Source organism: Rhodococcus sp. HNM0569 (assembly GCF_012726205.1).
In the GTDB taxonomy this organism is placed as follows: domain Bacteria; phylum Actinomycetota; class Actinomycetes; order Mycobacteriales; family Mycobacteriaceae; genus Rhodococcus_F.
Genome location: NZ_JAASAE010000006.1, coordinates 167065 through 181285 on the forward strand (window position 1 = coordinate 167065; position 14221 = coordinate 181285).

The 14221-nt window shown below is 69.0% G+C and carries 12 protein-coding genes; 7 read left to right on the top strand and 5 right to left on the bottom strand.

Annotated features, from left to right (window positions below; translation table 11 throughout):
* Window positions 1-39: 39 nt before the first annotated feature.
* The 4 genes from pyrE to clpB all read right to left on the bottom strand — a co-directional run bounded on the left by pyrE (window position 40) and on the right by clpB (window position 5332).
* Entirely contained in the window at window positions 40-570 is a 531-nt protein-coding gene (gene pyrE / locus HCA44_RS10690; protein ID WP_169648534.1) for an orotate phosphoribosyltransferase, read from the bottom strand.
* Window positions 571-602: 32 nt separating this feature from the next.
* On the bottom strand, window positions 603-1637 hold the full coding sequence (locus HCA44_RS10695; RefSeq protein WP_169648632.1) for a hypothetical protein: 1035 nt from the start codon (window positions 1635-1637) through the stop codon (window positions 603-605).
* A gap of 97 nt (window positions 1638-1734) precedes the next feature.
* The gene (locus HCA44_RS10700) at window positions 1735-2619 is read right to left on the bottom strand and encodes a hypothetical protein (protein ID WP_169648535.1); all 885 of its coding nucleotides are present in this window, start codon (window positions 2617-2619) and stop codon (window positions 1735-1737) included.
* Window positions 2620-2779: 160 nt separating this feature from the next.
* Window positions 2780-5332 (bottom strand): ATP-dependent chaperone ClpB, encoded by a 2553-nt coding sequence (gene clpB / locus HCA44_RS10705; RefSeq protein ID WP_169648536.1) that lies wholly within the window; start codon window positions 5330-5332, stop codon window positions 2780-2782.
* A gap of 229 nt (window positions 5333-5561) precedes the next feature.
* On the opposite strand from clpB, the gene HCA44_RS10710 reads away from it, so the two are divergent.
* From HCA44_RS10710 to HCA44_RS10735, 6 genes are all read left to right on the top strand, one after another.
* Window positions 5562-6371 carry an SDR family oxidoreductase gene (locus HCA44_RS10710; protein ID WP_169648537.1) on the top strand — a complete coding sequence of 270 codons (810 nt, stop codon included), beginning with the start codon at window positions 5562-5564 and terminating at the stop codon, window positions 6369-6371.
* 183 nt (window positions 6372-6554) lie between these two features.
* The gene (locus HCA44_RS10715) at window positions 6555-7784 is read left to right on the top strand and encodes a globin domain-containing protein (RefSeq protein ID WP_169648538.1); all 1230 of its coding nucleotides are present in this window, start codon (window positions 6555-6557) and stop codon (window positions 7782-7784) included.
* 14 nt (window positions 7785-7798) lie between these two features.
* Complete coding sequence (locus HCA44_RS10720; protein ID WP_169648539.1) at window positions 7799-8542, top strand: FAD-binding oxidoreductase; 744 nt, start codon at window positions 7799-7801, stop codon at window positions 8540-8542.
* A 195-nt stretch (window positions 8543-8737) separates the two neighbouring features.
* Window positions 8738-9898 (top strand): FAD-binding oxidoreductase, encoded by a 1161-nt coding sequence (locus HCA44_RS10725; RefSeq protein ID WP_169648540.1) that lies wholly within the window; start codon window positions 8738-8740, stop codon window positions 9896-9898.
* Window positions 9895-10695, top strand: coding sequence for a DivIVA domain-containing protein (locus HCA44_RS10730; RefSeq protein ID WP_169648541.1), 801 nt, complete (start codon window positions 9895-9897; stop codon window positions 10693-10695). The genes HCA44_RS10725 and HCA44_RS10730 overlap by 4 nt, the downstream gene beginning before the upstream one ends.
* Before the next feature lie 26 nt (window positions 10696-10721).
* On the top strand, window positions 10722-11939 hold the full coding sequence (locus tag HCA44_RS10735; protein ID WP_169648633.1) for a globin domain-containing protein: 1218 nt from the start codon (window positions 10722-10724) through the stop codon (window positions 11937-11939).
* A gap of 58 nt (window positions 11940-11997) precedes the next feature.
* Here the strand turns inward: HCA44_RS10735 and HCA44_RS10740 are convergent, their stop codons facing one another.
* Window positions 11998-12747: a TetR/AcrR family transcriptional regulator gene (locus HCA44_RS10740; RefSeq protein ID WP_169648542.1), complete on the bottom strand. Its 750-nt coding sequence runs from the start codon at window positions 12745-12747 to the stop codon at window positions 11998-12000.
* An 84-nt stretch (window positions 12748-12831) separates the two neighbouring features.
* On the opposite strand from HCA44_RS10740, the gene HCA44_RS10745 reads away from it, so the two are divergent.
* Complete coding sequence (locus HCA44_RS10745; RefSeq protein WP_169648543.1) at window positions 12832-14097, top strand: DUF418 domain-containing protein; 1266 nt, start codon at window positions 12832-12834, stop codon at window positions 14095-14097.
* Window positions 14098-14221 lie beyond the last annotated feature (124 nt).

Consider the following 14221-nt stretch of genomic DNA (forward strand, 5'->3'; position numbering starts at 1 on the left):
AACGAGCCGCGAACCGGGAGCCGATCGCCGATTTCCCGGCTAGAGGCCGAGATCGGCGAGGCCGAGCAGCGATCGATACTGCAGCCCCTCGGCAGCGATCACCTCGTCGGCGCCGGTCGCGCGGTCGACGACCGTCGCGACCCCGACCACCTCGGCACCCGCGTCGCGCAACGCGCGCACCGCAGTGAGGGGCGAGTTCCCGGTCGTCGTGGTGTCCTCGACCACCAGCACGCGCTTGCCGGTGACGTCGGGACCCTCGATCTGGCGCTGCATGCCGTGCGCCTTCGCAGCCTTGCGCACCACGAACGCGTCGAGCGGGCGGCCCGGCGCGTGCAGCATCGACAGGGCGACGGGATCGGCGCCCATCGTGAGCCCACCGACCGCGTCGAACTCCCAGTCCGCGACCAACTCGCGCAGCTGCGCGCCGATCAGCGGAGCCGCCCGGTGGTGGAGCGTGGCACGCCGCAGGTCGACGTAGTAGTCGGCTTCCTTGCCCGAGGACAGGGTGACTTTGCCGTGCACGACGGCCAGATCGCGCACCAGCGCGGCGAGTTCCTCACGGTCGGTCATGGTGAGCAACCCTACCGGCCGCGCACGGGCCGCTACCGGCCCAGGTCGAAGCCTCCGGTCGGGGGCCGCGCGGGGTCGTCCACGAACTCGGGACGGCGCTGCTGCACACCGGCCGGGCGGGTACCCGGTGCGGGACTGCGCGGGATCGGCGACGCGGCGCGCGCGGTGGGGCCGGGCGGGCGACCGCCGGGGGCACGGCCACCGCGTTGCGGACCGGGCATGCTGCGGGTCTCGTCGGCGTGCGGGTCGCGAGCACGCAGGTCCTGGCCACGCTCACGCGGCTGCGGGGCAGGGCGTTCCTCGGGCCGCGGCTCGGGGCGACGGCGCGGCGGTTCGTCGTCGGGGCGCGGCCGGCGTGGGCCGGCGGCGGGGCGACGCCGGGGACGCTCGTCGTCGTCCTCGACACGCGGAATGGAGCTGGGAGTGGGCCTGCCCGGATCGTGCATCGCGGTGCGCCCGCGTGGCGGCGCGCTCGGCGGCAGCACGTGCAGGATGCCCGACAGCCGCGCGACCGTCTCGATCGCCGCATCCCAGTCGCGGCCGGTGCTCGACACGGGCAGCGAACCGAGCGTCCACCGGCCCTCGGTCCACAGCATGTTGACGTCGTCCGGGATCGACTCGGTGAACGCGACCATGCGCTGGTCGCATGCGCGGCGCGCGATCTCGAGGTCGGTGGTGAACACGACGCGCGGGCCGATCGCGCCGAGGAGTTCGAGGTCGGCGTCCTTGGGCGGCGGTGTCGACTTGAGCCGCAGGTCGATGTCGACGCTCGACCCGACCGGACGCTGGACGGCGACGATCGTCGCGATGTCGCGGAGGTCGAACAACAGGAAGCGCTCCCCGCGGCGCACACCGCGCACGACGTCGTACGCGCTCTGATACTCCTGCTTCGACATCGCGGCGCGATGGAACTGCGCGGGCAGATTCGGCTGTTCGCCCTTGTAGTCGTACCCCTGGGCCTTCGCCCAGATCTCGCGGATCCGGCCACTCTGGTCCCGACGCTGGCGGTCGAAGTACAGCAGAGCGACCGCACCCGCGAGGGCGATCGAAGCGAGGCCGAACCACATGACTGTCATCGACGATCAGCCTAGCGACTCGACCCGGCGCGATGTGACATGCGCGCTGGCGAAGTGCGTGATGTACCTGTCGGCGCCGGACACGGCGTCAGTTTCCGAACTGCGGCAGTTCGGCACTGAAGATCGACTCCGCCGTCATCGCGCCGTTCTCGACCTTGCTGCCCTGCACCACGACGGAGGTGCCCGGCTTCAGGTCGGCTGCCGTCCCGCCGCCGAGCGAGACGAGCGTCGTGTCGGGCGTGATCGTGACCGTGACCTGCGAACCACCGGTCGAATCGAGCACGATGGTCGAGCCGTCGTTCGACGCGATCGTGCCGACCGCGCCACCGAGGCCGCCGATCGCCTCGCCCAGACCACCCGGGACCTGATCGAGCGGGGATTCCTCTGCCGACGTGCCCGGCGGAGACGTGCGCGTCGGCGCGGGCTCGCGCGACGCCGACGACGTGACTGCGCCGCCGCTGCTCGCCTCGTCGTTGCCGGTGTTGGAGCCGAGGAATGCGGCACCCCACAGCACGAGCACGACGACGAGGACCACGCCGAGCGCGATCGCCACCCACTTCGCGACGTTCGGCGGCGGCTTGCCGTCGCCGTCGCCCGCGCCCGGTGGCGCCGCATTCGGCGGCTGGGGCGGGTACTGGTCCCCGAAGCCCTGAGCCCCGTACTGCTGCGGGTCGTAGGGCTGTTGTGCGCCGTAGGGCTGTTGGGCGCCGTAGCCTCCGGCGTCGCCGTACGACGGCGGCTGCCCGTAGACGGGATATGCCTGGGTCGGCTGGTAGCCGGGCGGCTGCGCGTACGGGTCCTGGTAGGGCTCGTACTGCTGCGTCGGCTGCTCGCCGAACTGTTGTGCCTGTTGCTCCCCGAACTGCTGCGTCGGCTGCTCGCCGTACTGCGGAATGTGTTCGGTGGGCTGCGGCTCGTTCGGGTCGTATGCGCGTTCCTGGGGGGTGCGCGGATCGTCGTCGCGGGTGCTCACGGGGGCTCCTTACTGTCGCCGGAGTGGCCCGACTGTCGATGCTCTCGCCGTGCCAGGGTAGTCGCCGACCTCGAGAGGACCCTGAGACCGCACTTCGCAACCGACCGACACGACGATGCCCCCACCGCGCGAGCGATGGGGGCATCGGGCGGGTGCCGGGTCAGCCGAGGACGAGCCGTTCGCCGTCCTCGGACACCCCGACAGGCACGGTGTCGCCGTCCTTGACGTCGCCCGCGAGCAACAGCTTGGCGAGCTGGTCGCCGATGGCCTGCTGGATCAGGCGACGCAGCGGACGCGCACCGTACAGCGGGTCGTAGCCGCGCACCGCGAGCCAGAACCGTGCCGACGGCGACACGTCGAGGGTGAGCCTGCGCACCGCGAGGCGGTGCTGCAGCTGGTCGAGCTGGATGTCGACGATCGACTCGAGCTGCTCCTCTGACAACGCGTCGAACACGACGACGTCGTCGAGCCGGTTGATGAACTCGGGCTTGAACGCCGAGCGCACCGCCGCCATCACCTGTTCCTCGGTGCCGCCCGCACCGAGGTTCGACGTCAGGATCAGGATCGTGTTGCGAAAGTCGACCGTGCGGCCTTGGCCGTCGGTGAGCCGCCCCTCGTCGAGGACCTGCAGCAGGACGTCGAACACGTCCGGGTGTGCCTTCTCGATCTCGTCGAACAGCACCACCGTGTACGGGCGGCGGCGCACCGCCTCGGTCAGCTGGCCGCCCGACTCGTAGCCGACGTAGCCGGGAGGCGCGCCGACGAGCCGCGCGACCGAATGCTTCTCGCCGTACTCGGACATGTCGATGCGGACCATCGCCCGCTCGTCGTCGAACAGGAAGTCGGCGAGCGCCTTTGCGAGCTCGGTCTTACCGACACCCGTGGGGCCGAGGAACATGAACGAGCCGGTGGGCCGGTTGGGGTCCGCGATGCCCGCGCGGGCACGGCGCACCGCGTCCGACACGGCGGTGACGGCGTCCTGCTGGCCGACGACGCGTTTGCCGAGCTCGTCCTCCATGCGGAGGAGTTTCGCGGTCTCGCCTTCCATCATGCGGCCGGCCGGGATGCCGGTCCACGCCGACACGACGTCCGCGACGTCGTCGGGCCCGACCTCTTCCTTGAGCATGAGGCCGCCGGTCATGTCGGCACCGGATTCGCGCGACGCCTCGTCGAGCTCCTTCTCGAGCTGCGGGATGCGTCCGTAGCGCAACTCGGCGGCCTTGCCCAGGTCGCCGTCGCGTTCGGCACGTTCGGACTCGCCGCGCAGGTTCTCGAGCTGTTCCTTGAGCACACGGACCGAGTCGATCGCCTGCTTCTCGTTCTGCCAGCGTGTGCTGAGCTGAGCGAGCTTCTCGCGCTCGTCGGCGAGTTCCTGGCGCAGCTTGACCAGACGCTCCTGCGACGCGGCGTCGGTTTCCTTCTCGAGCGCCACCTCTTCGATCTCCAGGCGGCGGACGATGCGCTCGACCTCGTCGATCTCGACGGGACGCGAGTCGATCTCCATCCGCAGGCGCGACGCGGCCTCGTCGACGAGGTCGATGGCCTTGTCGGGCAGGAAGCGCGACGTGATGTAGCGGTCGGACAGGGTGGCCGCGGCGACGAGCGCCGAGTCGGTGATCCGCACGCCGTGGTGCACTTCGTAGCGCTCCTTGAGGCCGCGCAGGATGCCGACGGTGTCCTCCACCGACGGCTCGCCCACCAGCACCTGCTGGAATCGCCGTTCGAGGGCCGCGTCCTTCTCGATGTACTTGCGGTACTCCTCGAGTGTCGTCGCGCCGACCATGCGCAGTTCGCCGCGGGCGAGCATCGGCTTGATCATGTTGCCCGCGTCCATCGCGGACTCGCCGGTGGCACCCGCACCGACGATCGTGTGCAGCTCGTCGATGAATGTGATGACCTGACCGGCCGAGTTCTTGATGTCGTCGAGGACGGCCTTGAGGCGTTCCTCGAACTCGCCGCGGTACTTCGCACCTGCGACCATCGAGCCCAGATCGAGCGAGACGACGGTCTTGCCGCGCAGCGATTCGGGGACGTCGCCCGCGACGATGCGCTGCGCGAGACCTTCGACGATCGCGGTCTTGCCGACACCGGGCTCGCCGATGAGCACCGGGTTGTTCTTGGTGCGGCGGCTGAGTACCTGCACGACGCGGCGGATCTCGGTGTCGCGACCGATGACCGGGTCGAGCTTGCCTTCGCGCGCGGCCGCGGTGAGATCGGTGGAGTACTTCTCGAGCGCCTGGTAGGTGCCCTCGGGATCGGGGCTCGTGACGCGTGCACTGCCGCGCACCGTGGTGAAGGCGTCACGCAAGGCGGTGGCCGTGGCCCCGCGGCCGACGAGCAGCCGCGACACGTCGGTGTCGCCTTCCGCGAGACCGACCATGAGGTGTTCGGTCGAGACGTACTCGTCGTCCATCTCGGTCGCGAGATGCTGCGCCGACGTCAGCGCGGCGAGGGCTTCACGGCCGAGCTGCGGAGTCGTGGTGGCGCCCGACGCCTTCGGCAGGCTGTCGACGAGCGCCTTCGCGTCGACGAGCACCGCGGCGGGGTCGACCCCCACGGCCTTCAGGAGCGGGCCGGCGATGCCGTCGGTCTGGTCGAGCAAGGCCACCAGAAGGTGGGCGGGCCGGATGTCCGGGTTTCCCGCCTGCGACGCCGACTGCAGCGCAGCCGTCATCGCAGCCTGAGTCTTGGTCGTGGGAGTGAACGAGTCCACGTGTCACCTCTCTGGCGATGAAATTCCGTTGCCGCACTCGTGCACGTCCAGAACCTGAGCCTGGTACGCGCAAGGGTGCGGGATGTCACTCGACTCAACGCACGAGACCTTGAGTCTGTTCCGCTCAACTTCGATCGTAGGGTACATCCACCCGCCGTGCGTGAAACCGGCGTACCGGGACTCGTAAAGTGCTCACGGGGGGCATTGCGCACCACAGGAGGAGAGAAGCATGAGCACAGTGACCGTCGTCGTCGGCATCGGTGGCATGGGCGAAGCGATCGCACGACGACAGGGCCCCGGCACCAAGCTCCTGCTGTCCGACTTCGACGGCGACCTCCTCGACCGACGCGCGGAGGTCCTGCGCGGCGAGGGGTTCGACGTCACCACGCGCCGGGCCGACGTGTCGGACAAGGAGTCGATCACCGCACTGGCCGACGCGGCCGCGACGCTCGGCCCGGTCACCCAGGTGGTGCACACCGCGGGCCTGTCCCCCGTGCAGGCCCCGTCCAACGCGATCCTGAAGGTCGACCTGCTCGGCGTGGCACTGTCGCTCGACGCCTTCGGTGCCGTCGTCGCCGAAGGCGGTGCGGGCGTCGTCATCGCGAGCATGGCGGGCCACGGCCCGATCCCGCTGACCGCCGATCAGCAGCGCGCGCTGGCCGACACCCCGAGCGACGAGCTGCTGGCGCTGCCGTTCCTGGCGGACGTCGCGGACAATCCCGGCTACGCATACAGCGTCGCCAAGCGTGCCAACCATCTGCGGGTACGCGCGCAGAGCGTCGTATGGGGCGCGCGGGGTGCTCGCGTGAACTCGATCAGCCCCGGCGTGATCGCCACGCCGATGGGGCAACAGGAGTTGGGCGGCGAACACGGCGAGTCGATGCGCGCGATGATCGCGTCGTCCGGCACGGGCCGCGTCGGCACCCCGAGTGACATCGCGGCGGCCGCGGCCTTCCTCCTCGGTCCGGAGGCGTCGTTCGTCACCGGAGCCGATCTGCTCGTCGACGGAGGTGTCGTCGCGTCGTCGCTCGGCCGGTGACGGCGGCCGCGGGTGCTGTGCGCGAAATGAGCGTGCGGGGACTCGCAAAGTGCTCACGGGAGGACCCGGTCGGTAGACTCGCCGCACCGACCTGCCCGCGAAGGACCGCGCGGCGGGTGCTCCGGCCGAGAAAGGGGGGGACGTGTGGACGCTGGGCGGTTCGGTGGCCGGGAGCCATTCGACATGTTCGACACGCAGGCGCTCGCAATTCCCCAGGACCTGGTCCACGAACTCGGCGACGAGCCGCTCTTCGACGCACGCACGGTCACCCGCGTCCGGGCCGCGTTCGCCGACATCACGTCCGTCGACGGCGGCGGCGAGCGCCTCGTCGGTCACTTCTACGCGGCACTGTTCGCCGACCGCCCCGACTACCGGCTGCTGTTCCCGCCCAACATGGAAGCGCAGACGGGCAAGCTGCTCACCGTCCTCCGCTTCGTGGTCGACAGCCTCACCGATCCCGACCCCATGCTCGACTTCCTCGCGCAACTCGGGCGCGACCACCGCAAGTACGGGCTCGACCGGCGGCACTACGACGCCGCGCACGCCGCGCTGCTCACCGCCGTCAGCTCGTCGCTCGTGACGCTGCTGTGGTCGCCCACGGTAGAAGCCGCCTGGCGCCGCGTCGCCGACGTCGTCACCGGCACGATGTCCGACGCGGCCGACGCCGAGGAACTGCCCGCGGTGTGGCACGCGACGGGCGTCGGGCACGAACGCCGCCTCGACGACGTCGCGATCGTGCGTCTCGAAGCCGACGGACCGGTCCCCTTCGCCGCAGGCCAGTACGTGAGCGTGCAGGTGCCGCAGCGGCCGCGGCTGTGGCGTTATCTGTCGGTCGCGATTCCTCCCAATCCGTACGGCCAGCTCGAGTTCCACGTGCGACGCGTATCGGGTGGCTGGGTGAGCCCGGCGATCGTCGGCGAGACCGCGGTAGGCGACCGCTGGTCGATCGGTGCGCCGCTCGGCGGGCTGCACGTCGACCGTTCGTCGGACCGCGACGTGCTGATGATCGGCTCCGGCACGGGCATCGCCCCGCTGCGCGCCCAGGTGATGGAGATGGCGATGCGCGGCACGAACCCTCGCGTGCATCTGTTCGTCGGCGGCACGTACCCGCGCGACTGCTACGACCTCGAGACGCTGTGGCAGCTGTCGCTGAGCAATCCGTGGCTCACCGTCGTCCCGGTGTCCGAGGAAGCCGACGACCCGTGGTGGCACACCGCGCCACCCGTCGAGCTGCCGCCCGGTATGCACCGCCCGCTGACGGGACCGATCGGCAAGGTCGTCGCGAGTTTCGGCTCGTGGGCGGATCGCACGATCCAGATCTCCGGGTCGCCGTCGATGATCAAGACCACGATCTACGCGTTGCGCGGCGCAGGCACGCCACCGGAGATCATCCAGCACGACCCACTCATCTGAAGGGAAGCCCCGGCGTGGAGACCACGTGGAACGCAACCGTCGTCGAGCATCACCGGCTGCGACACGACCTCGCAGTCGTGCGGCTGATCGGTGACGCCGTCCCGTTCCGGGCAGGGCAGTACGTCGACGTCGCGGTCCCGCACAACACGCGACTGCTGCGCCGCCTGTCGCCCGCGCTGCCACCGTCGCTCGACGGCAAACTCGAGTTCCACGTGCGCGCGGTGCCCGGCGGCTGGATCAGCCCGTCCATCGTGTCCGATACGCAACCGGGCGACGTGTGGGAGATTCACGAGCCGCGCGGCACGATGAGCGTCGACGAGCACGGCCCCGACGTCGTGATGATCGCGGGCGGTACGGGACTCGCGCCGTTCCGGGCGTTGCTGCTCGATCTCGCGCGCCGCGAGACGCAGCCGCGGGTGTTCCTGTTCGTCGGCGACCGCACTCCGCGCGACCTGTACGCGTCGGACATGCTGTACCTGCTGGCGCAGCAGATGCCGTGGCTCACCGTGGTCCCGGTGGTCGAGAGTGTCACCGACCCCGACTGGACCGACGAGTGGTACGAGCGGTGCAAGGTCGACATCGGCTTCTCGCCCGACGACCTCATCGAGGGCACGCTGCCCGAGGTCGTCACGTCCTACGGCGCATTTCCCGAGCACCAGGTGCTCGTGTGCGGCTCGGCAGCGATGGTGCGAGCGACGCTCGACGAACTGCGGCGCACCGGAACGCCCGTCGACACAGTGCAGTTCGACCCCTACTGACGCCCGCGCGAGCCGCGCTCGGGATACCCGGCCCGGCCCGCTCGACGAGACTCCCAACTTGCTATCGGCCACCGATCCGGATTAACTCTCCCTGCTACGTCGGGTGGCTCGTGAGGGAAGGTTCAAGGTCATGGTGGGCAGAGCATCCTCGAATCGCCGAGGTGGACGGAACGACGCGACCGAGCACGTTCACGCATGAACATAGGCGCGCTGCAAGCAAGTTGGCGGGCCGTGGTGGGGGTCGGCGACGAGGCGATCCAGTACTTCTACTCGCACCTGTTCCTGTCCCACCCCGAAGTGCGGTCGATGTTCCCCGTCTCGATGGCGCAGCAACGCGATCGGTTCTTCGCCGCGCTCGGCCACATCGTCACGAACGTCGAGTCCCTCGCATCGGACCCGAGCTACGTCGAGTTCCTCGGCCGCGACCATCGACGGTTCGACGGCGTCGCCGAGCACGATCCTGCGGCGGGCGCCTCGCTGCTGGCGACGCTCGAGCATTTCCTCGGCGACGCGTTCACGCCGGAGTTGCGTGCCGACTGGACCGCTGCCTATCAAGCGGTCGCCGACATCATGATCGCCGCCGCGGCGGAGGCGGAGAAGACGAGCCCGCCGTGGTGGGAAGGCCGTGTCGAGGCGATCAATCGGCACAGCTTCGACATCACGAAGGTCCTCGTGCGCACCGACCAGCCGTACCCCTACCGGCCGGGCCAGTCGATGGCAGTCGAGTTCCCGCAACGTCCGCGCACGTGGCGGTTCTACACGCCCGCCAACGCGCCGCGCGGCGACGACACCCTCGAAATCCATATCGAGACGGTCCCCGGCGGCCAGGTCAGCGGCGCGGTCGCGCGGTCGTTGCGGCCCGGCGACCACATCAGACTGGGTGCGCCCGTGGGCAACCGGCTGACCGTCGATCCGGACACCACGGGCGATCTGTTGATGATCGCGGGCGGCACGGGCCTCGCGCCGCTGCGCGCGGTGGTCGAGTCGATCGACGAGTACTGGGGCACGTCGGGCGGCGCCCCGAATGTCTACTTGTTCCACGGAGCGCGCTATCGCGCGAATCTCTACGATCACGACTACCTGTCGCACCTGGGCAGCAGGCCGTGGTTCACGTACATCCCGGTCGTCTCCGACGACCCGTCGTTCCCCGGCGAGCGCGGCTACGTGGGCACCGTCGCCGCCGAGAAGTACTGGTGGGAAGGCTATACCGCGCTGGTGTGCGGGTCACCCGCCATGGTCGACCATGCGGTCGGCGAGCTCACCCGCGTCGGCATGACTCCCGAAGCGATCCGCTACGAGGAGCAACTGCCGGGGCACGAGACCGACCCGACGAAACCTCTCGAGGTGCACCCGTGACGATTTCAGCTTCCGACGTGCGGACCGTGTCGTTCAAGTCGTCCTCGGCGTTGCGGCGCGGGTACGACATGAACGAGGTCGACGACTTCCTCGACGAGGTCGCCCTCACACTCGACGAACTCGCAGCACAGCGCCGCGAACCCGCGCCCCAGGGCCTGCAGGGCGGTCCGCGCGTGGCACCCGGCGCCCAACCGGCCCCACAGGTGATACGTCCCGACACCCGTGCGGACGAGCACGAGCTGGAAGAACTCCGGGCACGCGCCGGCGAGGCCGACGAGCTGCGCGCACGCGCCCGCGACGCCGACGGGCTCCGGGCACGGGTGCGCGATCTCGAGCAGGAACTCGCGAACCGCGCGCAGCCCGCACCTGCCCCGATGCCGTCGCGGGGCGGCGCGGATGCCGACGTGAATGCACTACGTGCCCGGCTCGACGCCGCCGAGCGTGAGAACCAGCGTCTGCGCGAGGAATCCGAGAAGGACCTGATGGGCATCTCGAGCCGCGCGGTCAACCTGCTCAGTCAAGCGCAGCATTCCGCGGACGAGACGATTGCCGATGCCGAACGCTACGCACGCGAACTGGTGCTCAGCGCACGCACGCAGTATCAGGAGATCCTGGAACGCGCGCAGCAGGTCGCCGAACGCGGTGGCCAGCCGACCGGCGACGCCGGGGCGCTGCCCGACGCCGAGTACCTGCGCAGCTGTGCAGAACTCGCGCAAGCCCAGCTGCACGCACTGCTCGAGGCACTACCGCCCGAGCAGGCGGCCCGCCCCGCAGCGTCGCGGATGCTGAACCTGTAGCCATGCCGAACCGAATGGAGACCAAGTTGCTGTCGGCTGAATCGAAGGAAGTCGTCCGCGCGACGCTGCCCGCCGTGGGTGCCGCGATCGGCGAGATCACCGAGCTGTTCTACCGCAAGCTCTTCGCCGCCGCCCCGACGCTCGAGACCGACCTGTTCAACCGGTCGAACCAGAAGCAGGGCGACCAGCAGAAGGCGCTCGCCGGCTCGATCGCCGCGTTCGCGACGCTGCAGCTCGAGCCCGACCAGGCGAAGGTCGACGCCATCCTGTCGCGCATCGCGCACAAGCACGCGTCGCTCGGCATCGCGCCCGAGCAGTACAACGTCGTCCACAAGTACCTGTTCGAGGCGATCGTCGAGGTTCTCGGCGAGGCGGTCACCCCCGAGGTGGCCACGGCGTGGGACGAGCTGTACTGGCTGATGGCGAACACGCTCATCGCGATGGAAGCCGGCCTGTACGACAAGGCGGGCGTCGCGACCGGAGACGTGTGGCGCACCGTCGTGGTGGCCGAGCGCGGCTACCAGTCGGCCGACGCCGTCAGCTTCGTCCTGAAGGCACGGAACGGCGAGACGCTGCCGCCTTTCGCACCGGGCCAGTACATCTCCGTTGCGGTGCCCCTGCCCGACGGCGCGCGGCAGATCCGCCAGTACAGTCTCGCGTCCGCCGATCGCGACGGCTGGCGCATCACGGTCAAGCGCGTCGCCGAGCAGCCGCTGGCCGACGGCACCGTCGCACCGAGCGGTGAGGTGTCGAACTTCCTGTACGACAACCTGTTCGAGGGCGACGAGGTCACGGTGTCGCTGCCGTTCGGCGACCTGACTCTCACCGAGGACGCTCCGGTGTTGCTGGTGTCGGCAGGCATCGGGTGCACGCCGATGATCGGCATCCTCGACCACCTCGCCGAGTCGGGCGACACGCGGCCGGTCTCGATCCTGCACGCCGACCGTTCGGCCGCCGACCACCCGCACCGCGCGGAGCTGCTCGCGCTCGCCGAGCGCATCCCCTCGGCACGAGTCCACCAGTGGTACGAGGACTTCGGCGCGCGCGGCGCGATCGGCTCGGCGCGCCTGGGCCGCGCCGATCTGAGCGACGTCGAGCTCGAGCCGGGCGTGCACGCGTACCTGTGCGGGCCGCTGCCGTTCATGCTGTCGATGCGTGAGGCGCTCGTCGAGCGCGGTGTGCCGGGCAGCAATGTGCACTACGAGGTCTTCGGCCCCGATACCTGGCAGGTCGCAGCGAGCTGAGCTTCGAACTACCAGAACCGTGACCGGCCCGGTGCAGCGATGCACCGGGCCGGTCGTGTCAGTCCGGATCGGCGATCTGCGCGGCGAGACCATCGAGGACGAGCTCGAGGCCTTCGAGGAAGCCCTGGTCGGGGTCGTCGTCTCCGGCCGAATCGTTACCGAGCACCTGGGAAGCCAGCATGGCTGCTGTCTGGGGGAACTCTTCCGAGGTGACGACGAGGCGGAGAGCTGCTCCGTACTCTCGCTCGCTGTCGGCCTGGGCCTGGTTCGGCTCCCGACCTTCCTCGAGTTCGCGCTGGAGCAACGCCGACTGGCGGACGTAGCCGCTGAGTAGGGTGAGGGCCGCGAGCTTCTCCTTCCAGTCGAGGTCCGTCGCGGCCAACTGCGTGAATCCACGTTCCAACCAGGCGATCTGATGCGGCCCTGATGGTGCACGGTAGATCGGCACACGGGGCAGCCACGGGCGGGACCTGTAGAGAATCCAGAGATCCACGGCCCACAGATGCAGTCCCTCCCGCCATCCCGAGGCGGTCCGCTCAGGGATACGCGGTTCGCTCGCCGCGTCCATCATGAGCTGCAGGAGCTCATGCTTGGATCCGACATATCGGTAGAGCGACATAGCGGTGACGTCCAATTCCTCGGCGACCTTGGGCAGGGTCGCGGCGTCGAGACCGCCGTTGTCGGCGAGCCTGACAGCGGTACCGACCACGGACTCGACAGTCAGGGCAGATTTGCGCCCCCGTCGCGGAGGGGTGGTCGGCAACCGCCAGAGTCGTTGGATGAAGGCGGGCACCGCAGCGTCAGCCATGGGATCCGTCTCCTCGCCGTGGTCGCTGGGGAATTTGCAGAATAGCAGTTACGGGCCATATAAACTTTATGGTATATAGTTTATATGGCCTCGCCATTCGGAACGACACACCGAACAGACTCGGCAGCGGTCACCGGGACCGCACGCATCCGTGACGTCGATGCCCTCCGTGGGTTCGCCCTACTCGGCATCTTCGTCGTCAACATCACGTTCATGGCATCCGCCTATCCGGGAAACCTGGTCGAGGACCCAGCCTTCTCCACCCCCTTCGACGATGCCGTCCGATTTGTGGTGTCGGGGTTGTTCTCGATGAAGTTCTACCTGCTCTTCTCGTTCCTGTTCGGCTACAGCTTCGTCCTGCAGATTCAGGCAGCCGAGCGCGCCGGCGCGGCGTTCGCGCCACGGATGCTACGAAGAATCCTGGGGCTCTTCGCCCTTGGCGCAGGGCACATCGTCCTGCTGTACAGCGGTGATGTCCTCACCACCTACGCGGTTGCCTGCCTGGTGTTGTTGGCGGTCTATCGGGTCGGTGACCGTGTGGCCGTAGTTGCCGCCGGGGCGATCTACGCTTTCGTGGCGCTCTCGCTCCTCGTCAGTGCCGTGTTCCTCGACCGATCAGAGTTCATGCCCAGTAGTGACGAGGCGCTTGTGGCGGCTGAAGAGCAGACTCAGTCGATGCTCGGATCGTTCGCCGATATCGTGGGACAGCACCTCGACGGCCTCGGCCTGCTCGTCGTGCAAGCGGCGTCGCTCCAGGGGCCGACCGCACTGGCAATGTTCCTGCTGGGAATGGTTGCTGCCCGCCGAAGCCTGTTCTCGGGACTGAGCACACGAGGCTTGCTCCTGCGGCGGGTTCAGTGGGTGGGATTCCCGGTGGGACTCGTCGGCGGAGCGCTCTTCGCCACGCTTGGCGCGGACACCAGTACGCAGGCGACTCTGGTGAGTGTGGTGACGGCACCATTTCTCACTGCCGCGTACGTGGCAACACTGGTACGCATACTGCACTCCAACCGGCTCACACGAGTTCGCGGAGCCCTGGAATCGGTCGGCCGCGTAGCCCTGACGAACTACCTTACGCAGTCGCTGGTCGGCTTCGTCCTGTTCACGGGCATCGGATTCGGATTGGCGGGGCAGGTGTCGCCGCCACTGCTCCTGCTACTTGCCGTGGTGATCTTCTCTCTCCAGGCGCTGGTGAGCGCGTTGTGGCTGCGGCACCATCGTTACGGGCCAGTCGAATATCTTCTGCGGTGTTTCACCAACTGGAGCCGTCCCGAACGGGCCGAGGTGACGGCGGGGAAAGAAGGTTCGGCGTGCACTTCCGACAACAGCCGGCCAACGAAGCAGCTGTGATGCTCCCCGGGGTGATGCCGGCCCTTTCCGAACCACTGCCCACCACCTGACGAATTGAAATCCGACGACAACCGACGGAAGGCTCCCACCCTCGAATGAGACTGGGAGCCTTCGTTGTCGGCGA

Coding starts and splice junctions, on each gene's coding strand:
- pyrE (WP_169648534.1), bottom strand. CDS start 570: ATGACCGACCGTGAGGAACTCGCCGCGCTGGTGCGCGATCTGGCCGTC.
- HCA44_RS10695 (WP_169648632.1), bottom strand. CDS start 1,637: ATGTGGTTCGGCCTCGCTTCGATCGCCCTCGCGGGTGCGGTCGCTCTG.
- HCA44_RS10710 (WP_169648537.1), top strand. CDS start 5,562: ATGAGCACAGTGACCGTCGTCGTCGGCATCGGTGGCATGGGCGAAGCG.
- HCA44_RS10715 (WP_169648538.1), top strand. CDS start 6,555: ATGTTCGACACGCAGGCGCTCGCAATTCCCCAGGACCTGGTCCACGAA.
- HCA44_RS10725 (WP_169648540.1), top strand. CDS start 8,738: ATGAACATAGGCGCGCTGCAAGCAAGTTGGCGGGCCGTGGTGGGGGTC.
- HCA44_RS10740 (WP_169648542.1), bottom strand. CDS start 12,747: ATGGCTGACGCTGCGGTGCCCGCCTTCATCCAACGACTCTGGCGGTTG.
- HCA44_RS10745 (WP_169648543.1), top strand. CDS start 12,832: ATGGCCTCGCCATTCGGAACGACACACCGAACAGACTCGGCAGCGGTC.